Origin of the sequence: Enterobacter cloacae complex sp. ECL72 (genome assembly GCF_019056635.1) — a bacterium.
GTDB lineage: Bacteria > Pseudomonadota > Gammaproteobacteria > Enterobacterales > Enterobacteriaceae > Enterobacter > Enterobacter hormaechei_C.
The window spans coordinates 2,841,650-2,859,993 of sequence record NZ_CP077659.1; the positions used below are offsets into that span (position 1 = coordinate 2,841,650).

The following is an 18,344-nucleotide window of genomic DNA, read 5'->3' on the forward strand; positions in this document are numbered from 1 at the left end:
CGGCTTTCAGTCAAAAGCCAGCAATCCCCTTTGAGAATTATGGTTTTTCCCCATTTGATAAATCTGATGGATAGCTGGTCATCAGGCCCTATGTTTTCTATCATAGATTTTTCCCGTTTTCCCAGGCCTGACCGTGCACGAAATCTTCAATATGCTCCTGGCGGTGTTCGACCGCGCGGCATTAATGCTGATCTGTCTCTTTTTCCTTATCCGCATCCGCTTGTTCCGCGAACTGTTGCATAAATCTGCCCATTCGCCAAAAGAGCTGCTGGCCGTCACGTTTATCTTTTCGATGTTTGCCCTGTTCAGCACCTGGTCCGGGGTGCCGGTAGAAGGCTCGCTGGTGAACGTGCGCATCATCGCCGTCATGTCGGGCGGGATCCTCTTTGGTCCCTGGGTAGGGATTATCACAGGCATCATCGCCGGCACCCATCGATACCTGATTGATATTGGCGGCGTGACGGCAGTCCCCTGCTTTATCACCAGCATTATTGCCGGGCTGCTCTCGGGCTGGATTAACCGCAAAATCCCGAAAAAGCAGCACTGGCGTGCAGGGATTATCGCGGGGATGGTCTGCGAAACGCTGACCATGATCCTGGTCATCGTCTGGGCGCCAACCGTTGCGCTGGGGCTGGATATCGTCTCGAAGATCGGTATTCCTATGATCCTCGGGAGCGTCTGTATCGGTTTTATCGTGCTACTGGTGCAAAGCGTGGAGGGCGAAAAAGAGGCCAGCGCCGCGCGTCAGGCCAAGCTGGCGCTGGATATCGCCAACAAGACGCTGCCGCTTTTCCGACACGTTAACGCCGAATCTTTACGTCAGGTTTGCGATATCATCCGCCGTGATATTCACGCCGATGCGGTCGCCATCACCAATATTGACCACGTGCTGGCTTACGTTGGCGTCGGGGAGCACAATTATCGCGACAGCGACGATACCATCAGCCCGACCACCAGACAGGCGATTAACTACGGAAAAATCATCATTAAAAACAATGATGAAGCCCACCGGACGCCAGAGATCCACTCAATGCTGGTGATCCCGCTGTGGGAAAAAGGCGTGGTCACGGGGACGCTGAAAATTTACTACTGCCATGCGCACCAAATCACCTCCTCGCTCCAGGAGATGGCGATTGGCCTGTCGCAGATTATCTCCACTCAACTTGAGGTTTCGCGTGCAGAGCAGCTGCGCGAGATGGCAAATAAGGCAGAGCTGCGCGCCCTGCAAAGCAAGATCAATCCCCATTTCCTGTTTAACGCGCTGAACGCTATCTCCTCTTCCATCCGTCTGAATCCGGATACCGCGCGGCAGCTGATATTTAATCTGTCACGCTATCTGCGCTACAACATTGAGCTAAATGACGACGAGCAGATCGACATCAAAAAAGAGCTGTATCAAATCAAGGATTACATCGCCATCGAGCAGGCACGCTTTGGCGATAAGCTCACGGTCATTTACGATATTGATGAAGAGGTCAGCTGCGTGATCCCAAGCCTGCTGATCCAGCCTCTGGTGGAAAACGCCATTGTTCACGGTATTCAGCCGTGTAAAGGCAAAGGCGTAGTAACGATTAGCGTGACGGAAAGCGGTAACCGCGTGCGCATCGCCGTGCGCGATACCGGGCACGGCATCGATCCGAAAGTCATCGAGCGCGTCAAATCAAACGAAATGCCGGGCAACAAGATCGGACTGCTGAATGTGCATCACCGGGTCAAACTGCTGTACGGTGACGGGCTGCATATTCACCGTCTTGAGCCGGGCACCGAAATTGCCTTTTATGTTCCGAATGAGCGAACGCCCGTGAATGCCCCCATATCCTTGTTGCCGTAGGCCGGAGTAACAGATGAAAGTCATCATCGTAGAAGATGAATTTCTGGCTCAACAGGAGTTGAGCTGGCTTATCAAAACCCACAGCCAGATGGAGATTGTTGGCTGTTTTGAGGATGGTCTGGACGTGCTGAAATTTTTACAGCATAACCGGGTCGACGCGATATTCCTCGATATTAATATTCCGTCGCTGGACGGCGTCCTGCTGGCGCAAAATATCAATCAGTTCGCCCACAAGCCGTTTATTGTGTTTGTCACCGCGTGGAAAGAGCATGCCGTGGAAGCCTTCGAGCTTGAGGCGTTTGACTATATTCTGAAGCCGTACCAGGAGTCGCGTATTATCAGCATGCTGCATAAGCTGGAAGCCGCGTGGCAGCAGCAAGCATTACCCGCCAGTGCCAGCCCGGTAGCGCGGGAAAACGACACCATTAATCTGGTGAAGGACGAACGGATCATCGTCACGCCTGTCGACGATATTTACTATGCCGAAGCGCATGAAAAAATGACGTTTGTCTATACGCGGCGTGAATCCTACGTCATGGCGATGAACATCACCGAATTCTGCAATAAACTCCCGGCCGCTCACTTCTTCCGCTGCCACCGCTCGTTCTGCGTCAACCTGAACAAGATCCGCGAAATCGAACCCTGGTTTAATAACACCTATATTTTGCGGCTGAAGGATCTGGATTTTCAGGTGCCGGTAAGCCGCAGCAGGGTGAAAGAGTTCCGCCAGCTCATGCACCTGTAGCGCGTTCCCTCTCCCGCAGGAGAGGGGAATGAGCATCAGAGGATCTGACCCAGTACCTGACGCAGATGCGCCCCGGAGCCCAGTAAGCCTGGGTTGTCGTGGACAATCAGGTAAACAGGAATGTCCTGGACATAGCTCCTGAAGCGGCCTTTGTCTTCGAAGCCGCCACGGAAGCCGGAGGCGGTAAAGAAATCGAGGAAGCGCGGTACGATCCCGCCCGCAATATAGACCCCGCCAAAGGTGCCAAGGTTCAGCGCCAGGTTGCCGCCGAAACGCCCCATGATGACGCAGAACAGCGACAACGCGCGGCGGCAGTCAATACAGCTGTCGGCCAGCGCGCGTTCGGTCACATCTTTAGGTTGCAGATTTTCCGGCAGACGACCGTCTGATTTTACAATCGCCCGATACAGGTTCACCAGGCCCGGACCAGAAAGCACCCGCTCGGCCGACACATGACCGATCTCGGCGCGTAGCTCCTCAAGAATAATGCCCTCTTCTTCGCTGTTCGGCGCAAAATCCACGTGACCGCCTTCGCCCGGCAGGCTGACCCAGCGTTTGTCGACGTGGACCAGGTGCGCCACCCCCAGACCGGTTCCCGCGCCGTAAACGGCAATCGGTTTGCCTTCAACCGGGGCCGTACCGCCGAACTGAATCAGATGCTCTGGTTTAAGCATTGGGATAGCCATGGAAACCGCAGTGAAGTCGTTGATAATTTCAAGGTGCGAGAAGCCGAGGTTTTTCCGCATTTCGGCAATTGAGAAGGCCCACGTGTGGTTGGTCATCGCCACCCAGTCGCCGGTGATCGGACAGGCGATAGCGATACAACCGTCTTCAACGCTCACTTTATGCTCTTCCAGATAGACGCGAACCACCGCTTCCAGGCTTGGGTAATCCAGCCCTGAATAGGTTTTCGCCTGAGAAATTTCACCGCTGTTCACATCGCACAGGGCAAGGCGCGCGTTGGTGCCGCCTACATCACCTACCAAAGCATACTTTGTCATTCTTCTACTGCTCCGCTAAAGTCAGAATAAATCTTTGGGACACTGTAAATTCAAGGCGTGATAACAACAACGACCAGAAGGTGACTGCCCATGGATTATCGATCTTCGTCACATTATAACTTTACCGTTTCAGCACCTTTTGCACTATTGCCACAATGCTGATTGTGCAAAGTAACGTTAAGCCGTTTTGTACAAGGAAATCATCATGCTCCATCCGCGAGCCAGAACCATGCTGTTATTGGCTGTCCCGGCGCTGATTATTGGCGTGGCGTCGAGCCTGGTGCTCATCGTCGTCATGAAAGTGGCGGCGGTGCTGCAAACGATTTTATGGACCGCGCTTCCGGTAAAACTCGGCATCAGCATTGACTCGCCGGGCTGGATCATGATGATGCTGACCCTGACCGGGATTGCCGTAGGGCTGGTGATCCGCTATAGCCCGGGTCATGCCGGGCCGGACCCGGCACTGGAACCCTTGATTGGCGCGCCTGTCTCTCCCTCTGCTCTGCCGGGGCTTATTATCGCGCTGATTATCGGTCTTGCGGGCGGCGTAAGCCTCGGGCCTGAACATCCCATTATGGCGGTTAATATCGCGCTGGCGGTCTTTCTGGGGGCGCGTCTTTTCCCGCGCGTTGGCGCGCTGGACTGGACGATCCTGGCGTCAGCAGGCACCATCGGGGCGCTGTTTGGCACTCCGGTCGCGGCTGCGCTCATTTTTTCGCAAACCCTCAGCAGTGATCATGAAGTACCGCTGTGGGATAAACTCTTCGCGCCGCTAATGGCCGCCGCTGCGGGAGCCCTCACCACCAGCCTGTTTTTCCATCCCCATTTTTCACTCACCATCCCCCACTACGGCCAGATGCAACTCACCGATATTTTCAGCGGTGCCGTCGTCGTCGCGATCGCCATTGCGCTGGGGATGGTCGCGGTGTGGTGTCTCCCTCGCCTGCATCGCCTGATGCACAGGCTGAAGCATCCGGTGCTGATTCTGGGCATGGGGGGTTTTATTCTGGGCGTTTTAGGCGCCATCGGCGGGACGGTTACGCTGTTTAAGGGTCTGGACGAGATGCAGCAGCTGGCCTTCAGCCAGGTCTTTAGCGTCTCCGATTATCTGCTGTTCGCGCTGGTAAAACTGGCGGCGCTGGTGGTCGCTGCGGCCTGTGGTTTCCGGGGAGGTCGAATCTTCCCGGCGGTATTTGTTGGCGTCGCGCTGGGGCTGATGCTGCATGAGCACGTTGACGCTGTCCCTGCGGCGATTACCGTCTCCTGTTCCATTCTGGGGCTGGTACTGGTGGTCACGCGCGATGCGTGGCTGAGCCTGTTTATGGCGGCCGTTGTCGTGCCGGATACCACGCTTCTGCCGCTGCTCTGTATCGTGATGTTGCCCGCCTGGCTCCTGCTGGCGGGCAAACCGATGCTGATGGGATGGCGAAACGACAGGTAATCAGGCGTTATTGCGCGCCTCCAGCGCTTTGGTCAGCGCGCTCAGCAGCGGCGGAATATCGGCTTTCGGCAGCATCACCTCGATCAGCGAAAGCCGCTCATGGTGTGCCACTTTATCCAGCACCTCCGCCAGCGCTTCCGCTTCGCTGACGCGCCAGCACTCTGCCTGAGGCGCCAGGCTCAGCGCCTGCGGGATCTGCGTCCAGTTCCAGAGGGCAATATCGTTATAGCGCTGCTCCGGCCCGTGGATGGCCCTTTCCACCGTGTATCCTTCGTTGTTAAGCACCAGAATAATCGGGCGCTGTTTGTCGCGCAGCATCGATCCCAGCTCCTGAATGGTCAACTGCGCGGCGCCGTCACCCGTCAGGACAATCACGCGTCGGTTCGGACACGCCGTTTGCGCGCCAAATGCTGCCGCCAGCGTGTAGCCAATCGATCCCCACAGCGGCTGGACGATAAAGTTCACGTCCGCCGGTAAACGCAGATCGATAGCGCCGAAAGCAGACGTTCCCTGGTCAGCCAGAATAATGTCTCCGGGGCGGATAAACGTTTGCAGGGTACGCCAGAAGCTCTCCTGAGTCAGCGCCCCTTCGATAGTCGGGAACGAAAAGCCGCTGTGATCCAATGGCGCTCGCGTATCACGAACATAGGTTTTACACAGCGCTGTCAGCGTTTCAATGGCCTCCCTCATCGGGATACCCGTAAACCAGACGTCGCCGACGCGGGACGCGTGGGGCTGAACCTCTATCGTCTGGTCCGGCGTCAGCTGGTGGGTAAACCCGGCAGTGAGCGTATCGGTAAAGCGCGTGCCAATACACAGCACCGTATCAGCCCCCTCGATGGCCTCTTTGACCGGCGCGGCGCTCGCCGATCCGCTGTAGGTGCCGTCAAAACCGCTCTGTCGTTCGTCAAAAATGCCCTTGCCCATCAGCATGGTGGCGTGTGCCATCGGCACCTCTTTCACCCACGTCTGAAGGGCCGTGCGCAGACCATGGCGGAGTACGAGGAAGTCCGCTAACAGCGCGGTGCGTTTGCTCGTGGACAAGCGCTTTTCGGCAGCCTCACGGAACGCCTGCAAGCAGGCTGAATCAGCCGGTGCGGGGTTAACAGTGAGAGCGCTTACAGGGGGCGTAGCGGCTTTTTTCGCCACATCAGCGGGCAGCATCAGGTAGCCCGGACGGCGCTCCCGCAGCATAGTGGTCAGGACTCTGTCAATTTCATAGCAGGCGTTTTGTTCGGTAAGCACCGCCTGTGCAACGGTGATGGGTTCGCTCATATGATAGAAATGGCGGAACTCGCCGTCGCCCAACGTATGGTGCAATAACTCTCCTCGCTGCTGCGCCGCCATACCCGGGGCCCCCACAATATGGAGGACGGGAACATGTTCGGCAAAGCTGCCCGCCACACCGTTCATGGCGCTTAACTCCCCAACGCCGAATGTCGTCAGGAGCGCGGCAAAGCCCTTACAGCGGGCATAGCCGTCTGCGGCGTAAGACGCGTTCAGTTCATTGGCACAGCCCACCCAGCAGATGTCCGGGCTGTCTATCACGTGATCGAGAAATTGCAGGTTATAGTCGCCCGGCACGCCAAACAGATGATCGGCACCACAATCTGTTAGTCGGTCCAGCAGGTAATCGGCGACGCAATAGGGGGTACGCATATTATAAGTGTCCTTCTGACGTTGACCTCACTCTGAGTATTAAATAAGCGTGAAGCGTGTCCAGAATTGGCGATAATCAGGGTCTGGAAAGAATGCTTTACGAAAAAAGCTGAGCTATGCTCATTTTCTTCAGGTTAGTGTAAACGTATACACTGATGTTTCTTTCCAGCGCCAGAGGTCTCGCCAATGGGTTATCAGCCTGACAAAAATCGTTACCAGACAATGCAATATCGCCGCTGTGGACAAAGCGGTCTTAAGCTTCCCGCCATCTCGCTGGGGCTTTGGCATAATTTTGGCGACGCGACGTTACTCGAAAACAGCCGTCAACTTTTACAGCGTGCTTTCGATTTGGGTATTACGCATTTTGACCTTGCCAATAATTACGGCCCTCCTCCTGGTTCGGCCGAACGTAATTTTGGGCGCATTTTGCAGGAGGATTTCCTGCCCTGGCGCGATGAGCTGATCATCTCCACTAAAGCGGGCTACACCATGTGGGACGGGCCTTATGGCGACTGGGGCTCACGTAAATATCTGATCGCCAGCCTGGACCAGAGCCTCAAGCGTATGGGGCTGGAGTACGTCGATATTTTCTATCACCACCGCCCGGATCCACAAACGCCGCTACGTGAAACCATGAAAGCGCTTGACCATGTGGTGCGTCAGGGCAAGGCGCTGTACATCGGTCTGTCCAACTACCCGGCAGAACGGGCAAGACAGGCGATTGAAATACTGGAGGATCTGGGCACGCCATGTCTGATCCACCAGCCGAAGTACTCCATGTTTGAACGTGCGCCTGAAGAGGGGTTGCTGGACGTGTTGCAGCAAAAAGGGGTGGGATGTATCCCCTTCTCCCCCCTGGCGGGCGGACAGTTGACCGATCGCTATCTGAACGGTATCCCGGCGGATTCTCGCGCAGCAAGCGGCAGTAAGTTCCTTAACCCGGAGCAGATCACCGACAAAAAGCTGGAAAAGGTACGCAAGCTGAATGCGCTGGCGGAAAACCGGGGGCAAAAGCTATCGCAAATGGCACTGGCCTGGATCCTGCGCCACGATGCGGTGACATCCGTGCTCATCGGCGCAAGCAAGACCGGACAAATTGAAGATGCAGCAGGCGTGCTTGAGAATTGTCGGTTCACGGCAGAAGAGCTGAAGACGATAGATACGATCCTGTCCAGTTCAGATTAAAAACACTTTTAGCAAAAAGTGCTCTCGTTCATGATTTAGGAGTTGAGGCGATGAAACGAATGTTTACCAACTCGTAAAATTGCGTTAACAGGTCGCACAGCGGCCCCGATCGTGAAGGAGAAGAGTATGTTCAGGTCACTGATTCTTGCAGCGGTATTACTGGCTTCGGCCCCGCTGGTCGCCAGTGCGGGCGAAATCACCCTGTTGCCATCGATTAAATTACAAATTGGCGATCGTGATGACTACGGCAGATACTGGGACGGTGGCTACTGGCGCGACCGTGACTACTGGCATCGCCATTATGAATGGCGTCAAAACCGCTGGTGGAAACACGATAACGGCTATCACCGTGGCTGGGATAAGCGTAAGGCTTACGAACGCGGCTACCGCGAAGGCTGGAACGATCGCGACGACCGCCGTGGCGGCTGGGGTCACGGAAAAGGCAGAGGCCACGGTCACGGCCATCACCATTAACAACAAAAAGGAGCCTTCCGGCTCCTTTTTCTTTTACAGGCCTGCGGCTGTGCCTATCAGCAACCACAAGTTTAACGCCACCACCACGACCACAATGGCCCACCCGGCGCGCTTCACCCACGTCGAATTCACCAGATCGCCCATCAGCGATTTGTTGCTGGTGAAGATCAGCAGCGGCACCAGCGCCAGCGCAATCCCGAAACTCAGCAGTACCTGACTCATCACCAGAATGCGGGTCGGATCCAGCCCCATCAGGATCACAACAAAGGAAGGCAGCATCGTAACCGAGCGGCGAACCCACAGCGGAATATGGAAACGTACGAACCCCTGCATCACCACCTGCCCGGCCAGTGTCCCCACAACCGTAGATGAAAGACCCGCAGCAACCAGGCTTAAACCAAAAATAGTGGCTGCGGCATGGCTCAGCAACGGCTCCAGCGTCAGGTAAGCCTGGTCGAGATCGGCAACCCCGGTATGCCCGTTAAAGTGGAACGCGGCGGCGGCGGTTGCCATCATCGCCAGATTCACAAATCCGGCAATGGTCATCGCGATAGTCACATCCCATTTCGAGGCGGAGTAGCGCTCTTTACTCGTCCCGCCATGCAGATTCTGGGTTAATGAAGAGTGCAGATAAATGACGTGCGGCATAATGGTCGCCCCCAGCACCCCGGCAGCCAGAAAAACGGCTTCAGAAGTGGGTAACGACGGGATCACCATCCCTTTCGTCAGCTGCGCCAGATTCGGTTGGGAGAAAATCAGCTCAACAATATAGGCGGCAGCGACGAACAGCAGCAGGCCGCCGATGACTTTCTCCAGCGGTTTTTGGCCCCGCCGCTGGAGCATCAGAATCAGGAAAGTGGCGATACCGGTCAGCACGGCCCCCTGAAGCAGGGAGACGCCCAGGATAAGCTTAAAGCCGATCGCCGCCCCGATAAACTCGGCGAGATCGGTAGCCATGGCGATAATCTCCGCCTGAACCCAGTAAAACCAAACTGCCGGACGTGGATAATGATCGCGGATTTGCTCCGCCAGGTTTTTTCCGGTAGCAATACCCAGCTTCGCGGAGAGCATCTGAATCAGCATCGCCATCAGATTGGCCCATACCACAACCCACAGCAGTTTATAGCCGAAACTGGCCCCGGCCTGAATATTGGTCGCAAAATTACCCGGATCGATGTAGCCAATCGCGGCAATGAATGCCGGTCCCATTAATGCGAACCGCAGCTTGCGTGCCGCTCTGCCGCTGCTACTCTCTACGCGACTATTCGTCATTTCTGCCTCTGGAAATATAGCCTTTGCTATGTTTTATGCTATCAAAATGAGAATGATTATCAAGTTCATTTGTAACGGTTAACATGATTTCTCTGATAGTCAGGAACGATAGACAGGCAGGTGGAGCAAGGTCACAGAATGTGAAAATGCGCAGACATTTGTGAAGCGTAGCACACAAACTTAACTTTTCACTCATTTACCTAACATAACAAAAATGTCTTGTTGATCACTATTTTTGAGACTCGTCACAGGATGTAACTATAGTGTGGGCTTGATCTCGTTTTCTTTGTGCTTGTTACATAGAATGTGCACGGAAATTAAACCTGCCTCATATTTGGAGCAAATATGGACCGCGTCCTTCATTTTGTCCTGGCACTCGTTGTCGTTACTGCACTTGCATTGCTGGTCAGCACAGACCGCAAAAAAATTCGTATTCGCTATGTTGTCCAACTGCTGGTCATTGAAGTTTTACTTGCGTGGTTCTTCCTGAACTCCAACGTAGGCCTGGGCTTCGTGAAAGGCTTCTCCGAAATGTTCGAAAAACTGCTCGGATTTGCCAACGAAGGGACAAACTTCGTCTTTGGCAGCATGAACGATCAGGGTCTGGCCTTCTTCTTCCTGAAGGTGCTCTGCCCTATCGTCTTCATCTCTGCCCTGATCGGTATCCTTCAGCACATCCGCGTTCTGCCGGTGGTTATCCGTGCGATCGGCTTCCTGTTATCGAAAGTTAACGGCATGGGCAAACTGGAATCCTTTAACGCAGTCAGCTCGCTGATCCTGGGTCAGTCTGAGAACTTCATTGCGTATAAAGATATTCTCGGCAAGATGTCCCGTAACCGCATGTACACCATGGCGGCAACCGCAATGTCTACCGTTTCCATGTCTATCGTGGGCGCGTATATGACCATGCTGGAACCAAAATACGTAGTTGCGGCGCTGGTTCTGAACATGTTCAGCACCTTTATCGTGCTTTCGCTGATTAACCCGTACCGCGTGGATGCCAGCGAAGAGAACATTCAGATGTCAAACCTGCACGAGGGACAGAGCTTCTTCGAAATGCTGGGTGAATACATTCTGGCGGGTTTCAAGGTTGCAATTATCGTCGCCGCGATGCTGATTGGCTTTATCGCGCTGATCGCTGCGCTGAACGCCCTGTTTGCGGCCGTACTCGGTATCTCCTTCCAGGGTATTCTGGGCTACATCTTCTACCCGATTGCCTGGGTGATGGGCGTGCCCGCTCACGAAGCGTTGCAGGTGGGCAGTATCATGGCAACGAAACTGGTTTCCAATGAGTTCGTGGCGATGATGGATCTCCAGAAGATTGCCAGCACACTCTCCCCTCGTGCGGAAGGGATCCTGTCCGTCTTCCTGGTCTCCTTCGCGAACTTCTCTTCCATCGGTATTATCGCTGGTGCGATTAAAGGCCTGAACGAAGAGCAAGGTAACGTCGTTTCTCGCTTTGGCCTGAAGCTGGTTTACGGTTCAACGCTGGTGAGCGTCCTGTCTGCCTCTATTGCAGCACTGGTTCTGTAATTCATACCGTGCAATAAAAACCGGGAGCCATCGCTCCCGGTTTTTTTTATGCCTCCAGCGCCGTCAGGGGCAGTGGTTTACCAATCAAATAGCCCTGCAAATAGTCCACGCCGAATCGCAGCAACATCTCGCGTTGTTCAGCCGATTCCACATATTCAGCCACCACACAAAGCGATTTCGTTTTGGCCATGTTGCAAATGGACTGCACGATCATCGCATCCATGCTGTCGGTGCAGATATCTTTCACGAAGCAGCCATCGATCTTAATGATATCGGCCTCCAGCCGCTTCAGGCGCTCAAAGTTGGCATAGCCGGTACCAAAGTCATCAATAGCAATGCGGAAGCCGTAATCCCGCAGCTGCTGGATATTGTTGATGCTGCTTCCCGAGTCAGAGAAAGCCTGTTCCTCGGTGATCTCAATGACGATATCTTGCGGCGCAATGGCGTAGCGTTCAAAAAGCGCGATGATCTCAGCCGCAATCTCATTTTGCATCAGCGTCAGCGGCATCAGATTTACGGAGAACCGCGTTCCGGCCCGTTCGGACGGATGGCTGCGCATCCACATCAGCAATTTTTCCACCACGTTCAGGTCAAATCGGTGGCTCAGGTTAAACTGAGCAATCAGCGGAATAAAGCGATCAGGCGTGATGATCTCCCCCTCGCTTTCAAGCCTTGAGAGGATTTCAAAGTACCCTTCCCCACGCGCGTTATGGATTGGCTGGGCGTAAAGGTGAAGCCCACCGATATCAAGGGCGCGTTTTATGCGGGCCAGCATCAGCACTCTGTCCGTCGTCTGACCGGAGACATCATCCAGACTGTTGGTTAACGCCAGGACGTTGTGCCCGGCACAGGACTGCTCGGAAAGCCAGCTCAGCTGACCCAACGTGTGATGCAGGCTTTCTCCATCCGGCACTTCCCCCCAGGAGGCGCCAAACTCAATGTCGAGCTCAGTCTTGTTCCAGATAATCTTACGGCTGTTCAGATGATCGACCATATATTGCAAACGTTCAGCCGTGCCCGGACCCAGCAAGACCACCACCAGCTCACTGCCCGGCAACTGGAAGAGCTTCTCGTCTTTTTGCAATAACGGTTGCAGCGACGCGGTGATCATCTTTTTACAATGTACACGCATGAGGATGCCGTAGTGACGGCTCAGGAATTCGAGATTATCCAGGCGCAGGCAGCAGACTTTGGCCTCGGGATGGTGCTGTAAAAACACTTCCAGCGCACGAATGTTAGGCAGACCGGTGAGCGGATCGGTAAGCGCCCTCTCCTGCCACCCCTGTTTCAGCCATTCACTTTTCTGATAGATCCGCGACATGTAAAGCAGGCAGATGGCGAAAGAGATAAGCACCGACAGGATAAAGGAGAGCGAGTGGCCCGATTCAACGCCATTAAGAAAATTATAATTATAGGTCAACAGCATGAGCGCCGAGGCCGCCCAGAATAAAGAGATGAGCGCATAGCTCAGACGACCAATCCCCAGGGTAAAAAGAATGAAAACGATTGGCATCAAATAACCCGCAATAAACTGCGACTCAAAAGGCGCGCATAAAATAGCGATCATCGAAGTCAACAGCATCAGCCAAACAACGATAAATAACGCTTTTTTGTGACAAAAGAGGGGCTTCACGCTTCGCCGCCAGAATGTTCGGGCATAGCGAGGATTAATAATCATTCTTAACGGGTAATAGAACATCATGGTGAAAATCAGGGCGGCACAAATCAGACTCTGAATATCGATAACGTTATAAATTGCAGAGCCTTCGCCGAAATAGGAGGAGATTGTCACCGGAAAATCAAATAAATATCCCGCCAGATACATCGATAATTTGATGCCCACAGGCACCATAAATCCGAGCCAGAAAATACGTATGCCAATGTACTTATTCGGTATGCTGTGTCGCCAGCGCTTGCCCAGCACCAGACGGATGACGCCACAGGCGGCGAAGACGGTAAACGTCTGACAACATAATAATACGGCAGATTGTAGTGGCGCTAAATCAAGATTATAAATATTAGTAATACTAAAACTTAACAGCAAAGGAATGATTGCCCGCCGTCCAAATAACAACACGATGGCGAGCATGGCACTTAAGGGCAACCACGCCAGATAAACATCATTTTCGCTGACGATGGCCCGTGGAGAGATATAACGAGAAAAAGGAATCGCAATCAGGCTTAGCGCCAGGGCAATCATAAATATCTTTACATTATTGTAAATTTTTCTATTCATTAATCCGGATAATCTATTTTACCATCGTCTCATTGACCGCATGGATAATAGGTTTATTAATTACACGAATCAAGTTCAGGTCTATTTATAGACTTGTTTATTGATTTGGATTGAGGTGAGGTGTAGAAAACGACGTTAATTGCAACAAAAACAGTCTAAAATATTTTACAAGCTATAAAAAAACCCCCGTCTTGCGACGAGGGTTTAAATTTTGGTGGAGCTAAGCGGGATCGAACCGCTGACCTCTTGCATGCCATGCAAGCGCTCTCCCAGCTGAGCTATAGCCCCACATGTTACTTTACCTACCGCACTCTGTTGGGTTCAGAGTTTGGTGGAGCTAAGCGGGATCGAACCGCTGACCTCCTGCATGCCATGCAGGCGCTCTCCCAGCTGAGCTATAGCCCCGTCGTAAAGCTGTCATGTTGACGGGCGGCATAATATGAATTCCGCCGCAGAGTGTCAACGGCAAATTCAGCCTCCGCCTTTCAATCGCCGAAAAATCATGCAAATGAATCACTTTGAGAGCCTGCTCGCAGCCAGGAGTTAAGCTTGTCACGTTTTCACGTAAAACGGTGCTATAAAATGAACCACTAATTAACCCCACAGATATTCAGGAAATTGTATGATCAAGGAACGAATGACGCCAGAAGAGTTAGCCCTGCTCACTGGCTATAGCCGACAGACCATCAATAAATGGGTACGCAAAGAGGGTTGGATTACATCGCCAAAGCCAGGCGTTCAGGGTGGCAAAGCGCGTCTGGTACACGTCAATGAAAAAGTGCGCGACTTTATTCGCAGCGCGCGCAGGGCAACAGAGACGCCGGAACTGCCAGATAAGGCGTACCACGAGGGCTCGCTTCATGCCCTGCTCCTGACGCTGGCGAATGAAATGACGCCGGAAGAGCAAAAGCAGATGACATCGCTGTTACTGCGGGAAGGGATTACCGGCTTGTTACAACGTTTAGGGATTCGCGACCAACGCTGATATGAAAAGATTACGCAGCAAAATGACCACGGAAGAGCTGGCGGACAGTCTGGGCGTAGCCCGACAAACCGTTAATCGCTGGATACGACAGAAAGGATGGAAAACGGAGGGTATCAACGGTGTAAAAGGCGGAAGAGCGAGGGTGATATGTATTGATGCGCACGTTAAGGAGCACATCATTAGTCTTCCCGCCATTCGTAACCGTCGGGCTGTTTACCATGTGGCGGAAAGCCCTTCCCACTACGGCGTGGCAACCTCATCCAGCCTGCTTCCACAAATTATCGACTCGCTGGAAAACATGACGACTGTCGAACAGGAACGTTTGCACAAGTTGCTCGCTCGTGAAGGGTTGCAGGGTTTTCTCACGCGTCTTGGTATTGCTGAATAACAGGCATAAAAAAACGGCAGGTTACCCTGCCGTTTTTTTGTATTACACGAGTATTACTGCTGGCTTTCACGCTCAGCAATAAAGCCCAGCGCTTTGTTGATACGCGCAACGCTACGTGATTTGCCGATGGCATGAACGGTCACATCCAGCGCCGGAGACTGGCCTGCCCCCGTCACCGCAACGCGCAGCGGCATACCGACTTTACCCATGCCAATTTCCAGCTCATCAGCGGTAGCCTGAATCGCGTGGTGAACATTTTCCGCAGTCCATTCGGTAATGGCTTCGAGTTTATCACGCACCACTTCCAGCGGCTGACGCGCAACCGGACGCAGGTGTTTCTTGGCCGCGTCGGCGTCGAACGCGTCAAACTCTTCATAGAAGTAACGGCAGCTTTCAGCAATTTCTTTCAGCGTTTTGCAACGCTCGCCAAGCAGCTTCACCAGATCCGCCAGTTCAGGGCCCGTACGGGTATCGATGTTTGCCTGTTCAATGTGCCATTGCAGATAAGTCGCCACATATTCTGGCTGCATGGTATTGATGTAGTGATGGTTCAGCCACAGCAGTTTGTCAGTGTTGAACGCGCTGGCTGATTTGCTGACCGAGTTCAGAGAGAACAGCTCGATCATCTCTTCGCGGCTGAAGATCTCCTGGTCACCATGAGCCCAGCCCAGACGCACCAGGTAGTTCAGCAGCGCTTCCGGCAGATAGCCGTCATCACGGTACTGCATCACGCTCACCGCGCCATGACGTTTGGACAGCTTTTTACCGTCGTCACCGTTGATCATTGATACGTGCGCATACACCGGTACAGGCGCGTTCAGCGCTTTCAGAATGTTGATCTGACGCGGGGTGTTATTGATATGGTCTTCACCACGGATCACGTGAGTGATTTCCATATCCCAGTCGTCCACTACTACGCAGAAATTATAGGTTGGCGATCCGTCAGTACGACGAATGATAAGGTCATCCAGCTCCTGGTTGCTAAATTCGATCGGGCCGCGGATCTGGTCATCAAAGATAACAGAGCCATCCTGTGGGTTAGCAAAACGCACTACGCAAGGCTCATCCGCAGCATGCTCGCTGTGGTCATGGCGGCAACGACCGTCATAACGCGGTTTTTCGCCTTTTGCCATTTGCTCTTCGCGCAGCGCATCCAGACGCTCCCTGGAGCAGTAGCACTTATAGGCCGTGCCTGCCACCAGCATCTCGTCAATTACGGCGTTATAGCGGTCAAAACGTTTGGTCTGGAAGTATGGGCCTTCGTCCCACGCCAGATTCAGCCAGTTCATCCCATCCATAATGGCTTCAATTGCTTCCGGCGTTGAGCGCTCCAGATCGGTGTCTTCAATACGCAGCACAAACTCACCGTTGTTGTGACGTGCGAAAAGCCAGGAGTAGAGAGCGGTACGTGCACCACCGACATGCAGATAGCCTGTCGGGCTCGGCGCGAAGCGAGTTTTGATTTTCATGAAATGGCCTTACGTTATAAAGATGCCGGTAATCGGCAAATTCCGGGAAGAAAACAATGGGCAATATTCTATCACTGTGGGCCGATTCCTCAATGTCGATCACTTTATCCGGTTCGAGATTGCTGTTTTTGTTTATAAATCATGCGCCACAGTCCGTTTTGCGATCGTTTTGACTAATTTTACGACGAACGAATAAAAACTTTAGAAAATGCGTTGACTCATTTTCAACTCTCCCTATAATGCGACTCCACACAGCGGGGGTGATTAGCTCAGTTGGTAGAGCATCTCCTTTACACGGAGGGGGTCGGCGGTTCGAGCCCGTCATCACCCACCATCTACTTCGGTAGACTCGCAGTGTAGATAAGCATTGAGATTGGGCGATTAGCTCAGTTGGTAGAGCATCTCCTTTACACGGAGGGGGTCGGCGGTTCGAGCCCGTCATCGCCCACCATTCTCACCTTATCGCAGCAGTTCCGAAATGGGCGATTAGCTCAGTTGGTAGAGCATCTCCTTTACACGGAGGGGGTCGGCGGTTCGAGCCCGTCATCGCCCACCATTTCGGGTCGTTAGCTCAGTTGGTAGAGCAGTTGACTTTTAATCAATTGGTCGCAGGTTCGAATCCTGCACGACCCACCAATGTAAAAAAGCGCCCTAAAGGCGCTTTTTTGCTATCTGCGATATAGCAATTCCCCCTTGCAGCCAGACCGCTTGTTTTACTCAAGCTCACGCCTTCTTTGCCGATACCTCTATTTTATGGCGAAAAGGATCTCAATATGACAACTCTTAAGCCCGTTTCTCTGTCGGCGATGGAAATCGGCAGCGTAGATAACAGCTCCGGCGGAAACGACATTGCTTCTCAAATCACCCGTCTGACCAAACAGATAACGAAAGTCACTCAGCAGCTCAAAGAAGTGGCCATGGGTGATGCCACAGCAGAAGAGAAGCAAAAGCAGCAGGAATTACTCGAATCTCAGCTGGCTATGTTGCAGGCGCAGCTGGCGCAATTGCAGCGTCAGCAGGCCGAAGAGGCGATGCCAAAGCAGGAAAACGGTCAGGCCGTGGCGGAAGGCATCAATAAGCCCTCCGCGGAGCATCAGATTAATATCTACATCTGATTATTGGTTTCGTTAAAGAGTGGATCGCGTGTGCGGGCCTCCATCAAACGTCTGGCCTGCATACGTACTACATCCCAGCAGGCGTGCGCCGCGCCGGAAAGTGACCTGTTTTTACGGCGTACCAGCATCAGCTGGCGTTCGACACAGGGTACGAAACGCTTCACCGTTAAACGACTCCCCTGCGGCAGTGGCAGCGCCAGCGCCGGCAGAACGCTGATGCCAATCCCCGCTTCGACCATGGGGAAGAGCGTGGCAGGATGCCCGATCTCCTGCACAATGGTTGCCTTAACGCCCTGCGCGGTCAGTGCGGCATCTATCAGCGGGCGGCTACCTGATGCATAATCCTGTAACACCAGGTTTGCCCCCTGCAAGGCCTGCCAGGCCACCTGCGGCAGCGATGCCAGCGGATCATCATCGCGGCAGAGCAGTAAAAAGGGCTCCGAGAGCACCACTTCACATTCCAGGTCGCTTACCGCCCCGGGATCAATAACGATGCCAAAATCCACATCCCCCTGACGGATACTCTCCAGTACCCACTGCTGCGGCCTGTCATGCAAAACAAAATCGATATCCGGATAGCGGTGATTACTTTCAGCGATGCACTGGGGAATAAGATGCGCTGAAATCGTCTGGCTCGCCGCCACTCTCACGGTGCCGGAAAGCTGTTGTCCGAGCCGGCCGACATCCCTGAGCGTACTGTTCAGTTCATCCAGCAGCCTTTCCAGACGCGTTGCCAGCTGCTGTCCCGCTTCGGTGAGCACCACTTCTCGCGTCGTACGGTCGAGCAGCTTCACGCCCGTTTGCGTTTCAAGCTCCTTAACGCTATGGCTCACCGCCGACTGGCTGAGGCCAATCATCTCCCCTGCCCGGCTAAAGCTGCGGGCCTGCGCGACGGTGACGAAAACGCGAAGCTGACGTAACGAATAATTCATCTGTTTAATTCATGAATGGATGCAATAAATCAATTTTATTTCTCAAAGGGAAGAAAGCACAATAGCGGCATCTGTTTT

The 18,344-nt window shown here is 53.5% G+C and carries 15 protein-coding genes and 6 tRNA genes; 13 read left to right on the forward strand and 8 right to left on the reverse strand.

Annotated elements, in window-relative coordinates; genetic code table 11:
- Positions 1-133 precede the first annotated feature (133 nt).
- Positions 134-1,831 carry a sensor histidine kinase gene (locus KTH07_RS13790; protein WP_032619300.1) on the forward strand — a complete coding sequence of 566 codons (1,698 nt, stop codon included), beginning with the start codon at positions 134-136 and terminating at the stop codon, positions 1,829-1,831.
- A gap of 13 nt (positions 1,832-1,844) precedes the next feature.
- Entirely contained in the window at positions 1,845-2,576 is a 732-nt protein-coding gene (locus KTH07_RS13795) for a LytTR family DNA-binding domain-containing protein (protein WP_015572237.1), read from the forward strand.
- Positions 2,577-2,611: 35 nt separating this feature from the next.
- On the opposite strand, the gene glk is transcribed toward KTH07_RS13795, so the two are convergent.
- On the reverse strand, positions 2,612-3,577 hold the full coding sequence (glk, locus tag KTH07_RS13800) for a glucokinase (protein WP_003861352.1): 966 nt from the start codon (positions 3,575-3,577) through the stop codon (positions 2,612-2,614).
- 205 nt (positions 3,578-3,782) lie between these two features.
- Here glk and KTH07_RS13805 point away from each other — a divergent pair, with 205 nt between their 5' ends.
- Positions 3,783-5,018 (forward strand): ion channel protein, encoded by a 1,236-nt coding sequence (locus tag KTH07_RS13805; protein ID WP_032619299.1) that lies wholly within the window; start codon positions 3,783-3,785, stop codon positions 5,016-5,018.
- On the opposite strand, the gene ipdC is transcribed toward KTH07_RS13805, so the two are convergent.
- Complete coding sequence (ipdC, locus tag KTH07_RS13810) at positions 5,019-6,677, reverse strand: indolepyruvate decarboxylase (RefSeq protein ID WP_023304171.1); 1,659 nt, start codon at positions 6,675-6,677, stop codon at positions 5,019-5,021. It lies immediately after the preceding gene.
- A gap of 186 nt (positions 6,678-6,863) precedes the next feature.
- Between ipdC and mgrA the strand changes: the two genes are divergently transcribed.
- On the forward strand, positions 6,864-7,862 hold the full coding sequence (mgrA, locus tag KTH07_RS13815; RefSeq protein WP_023304172.1) for an L-glyceraldehyde 3-phosphate reductase: 999 nt from the start codon (positions 6,864-6,866) through the stop codon (positions 7,860-7,862).
- 126 nt (positions 7,863-7,988) lie between these two features.
- The gene (locus KTH07_RS13820) at positions 7,989-8,336 is read left to right on the forward strand and encodes a DUF2502 domain-containing protein (protein ID WP_015572233.1); all 348 of its coding nucleotides are present in this window, start codon (positions 7,989-7,991) and stop codon (positions 8,334-8,336) included.
- A gap of 33 nt (positions 8,337-8,369) precedes the next feature.
- Here KTH07_RS13820 and KTH07_RS13825 read toward each other — a convergent pair whose 3' ends face one another.
- A complete protein-coding gene (locus KTH07_RS13825; protein WP_017383466.1) occupies positions 8,370-9,608 on the reverse strand; it encodes an Nramp family divalent metal transporter in 1,239 nt (412 codons plus the stop codon).
- Positions 9,609-9,953: 345 nt separating this feature from the next.
- On the opposite strand from KTH07_RS13825, the gene nupC reads away from it, so the two are divergent.
- Positions 9,954-11,141 (forward strand): nucleoside permease NupC, encoded by a 1,188-nt coding sequence (gene nupC / locus KTH07_RS13830; RefSeq protein ID WP_006811440.1) that lies wholly within the window; start codon positions 9,954-9,956, stop codon positions 11,139-11,141.
- Between the two features lie 46 nt (positions 11,142-11,187).
- Here the strand turns inward: nupC and KTH07_RS13835 are convergent, their stop codons facing one another.
- The 3 genes from KTH07_RS13835 to KTH07_RS13845 form a co-directional block, all read right to left on the reverse strand.
- Complete coding sequence (locus KTH07_RS13835; RefSeq protein ID WP_032634977.1) at positions 11,188-13,377, reverse strand: EAL domain-containing protein; 2,190 nt, start codon at positions 13,375-13,377, stop codon at positions 11,188-11,190.
- 212 nt (positions 13,378-13,589) lie between these two features.
- Positions 13,590-13,665 (reverse strand) — tRNA-Ala (locus KTH07_RS13840).
- A 41-nt stretch (positions 13,666-13,706) separates the two neighbouring features.
- Positions 13,707-13,782: transfer RNA gene (locus tag KTH07_RS13845), tRNA-Ala, on the reverse strand.
- A 217-nt stretch (positions 13,783-13,999) separates the two neighbouring features.
- Between KTH07_RS13845 and KTH07_RS13850 the strand changes: the two genes are divergently transcribed.
- Both KTH07_RS13850 and KTH07_RS13855 read left to right on the forward strand, forming a co-directional pair.
- Positions 14,000-14,362: a YfeC-like transcriptional regulator gene (locus tag KTH07_RS13850; protein ID WP_015572232.1), complete on the forward strand. Its 363-nt coding sequence runs from the start codon at positions 14,000-14,002 to the stop codon at positions 14,360-14,362.
- A 1-nt stretch (position 14,363) separates the two neighbouring features.
- Positions 14,364-14,750, forward strand: coding sequence for a YfeC-like transcriptional regulator (locus KTH07_RS13855; RefSeq protein ID WP_017383469.1), 387 nt, complete (start codon positions 14,364-14,366; stop codon positions 14,748-14,750).
- Positions 14,751-14,803: 53 nt separating this feature from the next.
- On the opposite strand, the gene gltX is transcribed toward KTH07_RS13855, so the two are convergent.
- A complete protein-coding gene (gene gltX / locus KTH07_RS13860) occupies positions 14,804-16,219 on the reverse strand; it encodes a glutamate--tRNA ligase (protein WP_015572231.1) in 1,416 nt (471 codons plus the stop codon).
- 258 nt (positions 16,220-16,477) lie between these two features.
- Between gltX and KTH07_RS13865 the strand changes: the two genes are divergently transcribed.
- The 5 genes from KTH07_RS13865 (at position 16,478) to KTH07_RS13885 (ending at position 17,334) form a co-directional block, all read left to right on the forward strand.
- Positions 16,478-16,553 (forward strand) — tRNA-Val (locus KTH07_RS13865).
- Positions 16,554-16,594: 41 nt separating this feature from the next.
- Positions 16,595-16,670 (forward strand) — tRNA-Val (locus tag KTH07_RS13870).
- 29 nt (positions 16,671-16,699) lie between these two features.
- Positions 16,700-16,775: transfer RNA gene (locus KTH07_RS13875), tRNA-Val, on the forward strand.
- Positions 16,776-16,779: 4 nt separating this feature from the next.
- Positions 16,780-16,855, forward strand: a tRNA-Lys gene (locus tag KTH07_RS13880).
- Between the two features lie 137 nt (positions 16,856-16,992).
- Positions 16,993-17,334, forward strand: a complete 342-nt coding sequence (locus tag KTH07_RS13885) for a FlxA-like family protein (protein WP_023304174.1) — start codon at positions 16,993-16,995, stop codon at positions 17,332-17,334.
- On the opposite strand, the gene KTH07_RS13890 is transcribed toward KTH07_RS13885, so the two are convergent.
- Positions 17,325-18,266 (reverse strand): LysR family transcriptional regulator, encoded by a 942-nt coding sequence (locus KTH07_RS13890; protein WP_023304175.1) that lies wholly within the window; start codon positions 18,264-18,266, stop codon positions 17,325-17,327. The two genes, KTH07_RS13885 and KTH07_RS13890, sit on opposite strands and share 10 nt — an antisense overlap.
- Positions 18,267-18,344 lie beyond the last annotated feature (78 nt).

Coding starts and splice junctions, on each gene's coding strand:
- KTH07_RS13820 (WP_015572233.1), top strand. CDS start 7,989: ATGTTCAGGTCACTGATTCTTGCAGCGGTATTACTGGCTTCGGCCCCG.
- ipdC (WP_023304171.1), bottom strand. CDS start 6,677: ATGCGTACCCCCTATTGCGTCGCCGATTACCTGCTGGACCGACTAACA.
- mgrA (WP_023304172.1), top strand. CDS start 6,864: ATGGGTTATCAGCCTGACAAAAATCGTTACCAGACAATGCAATATCGC.
- KTH07_RS13855 (WP_017383469.1), top strand. CDS start 14,364: ATGAAAAGATTACGCAGCAAAATGACCACGGAAGAGCTGGCGGACAGT.
- glk (WP_003861352.1), bottom strand. CDS start 3,577: ATGACAAAGTATGCTTTGGTAGGTGATGTAGGCGGCACCAACGCGCGC.
- KTH07_RS13885 (WP_023304174.1), top strand. CDS start 16,993: ATGACAACTCTTAAGCCCGTTTCTCTGTCGGCGATGGAAATCGGCAGC.
- KTH07_RS13835 (WP_032634977.1), bottom strand. CDS start 13,377: ATGAATAGAAAAATTTACAATAATGTAAAGATATTTATGATTGCCCTG.
- KTH07_RS13825 (WP_017383466.1), bottom strand. CDS start 9,608: ATGACGAATAGTCGCGTAGAGAGTAGCAGCGGCAGAGCGGCACGCAAG.
- KTH07_RS13850 (WP_015572232.1), top strand. CDS start 14,000: ATGATCAAGGAACGAATGACGCCAGAAGAGTTAGCCCTGCTCACTGGC.
- KTH07_RS13795 (WP_015572237.1), top strand. CDS start 1,845: ATGAAAGTCATCATCGTAGAAGATGAATTTCTGGCTCAACAGGAGTTG.
- KTH07_RS13890 (WP_023304175.1), bottom strand. CDS start 18,266: ATGAATTATTCGTTACGTCAGCTTCGCGTTTTCGTCACCGTCGCGCAG.
- nupC (WP_006811440.1), top strand. CDS start 9,954: ATGGACCGCGTCCTTCATTTTGTCCTGGCACTCGTTGTCGTTACTGCA.
- KTH07_RS13805 (WP_032619299.1), top strand. CDS start 3,783: ATGCTCCATCCGCGAGCCAGAACCATGCTGTTATTGGCTGTCCCGGCG.
- gltX (WP_015572231.1), bottom strand. CDS start 16,219: ATGAAAATCAAAACTCGCTTCGCGCCGAGCCCGACAGGCTATCTGCAT.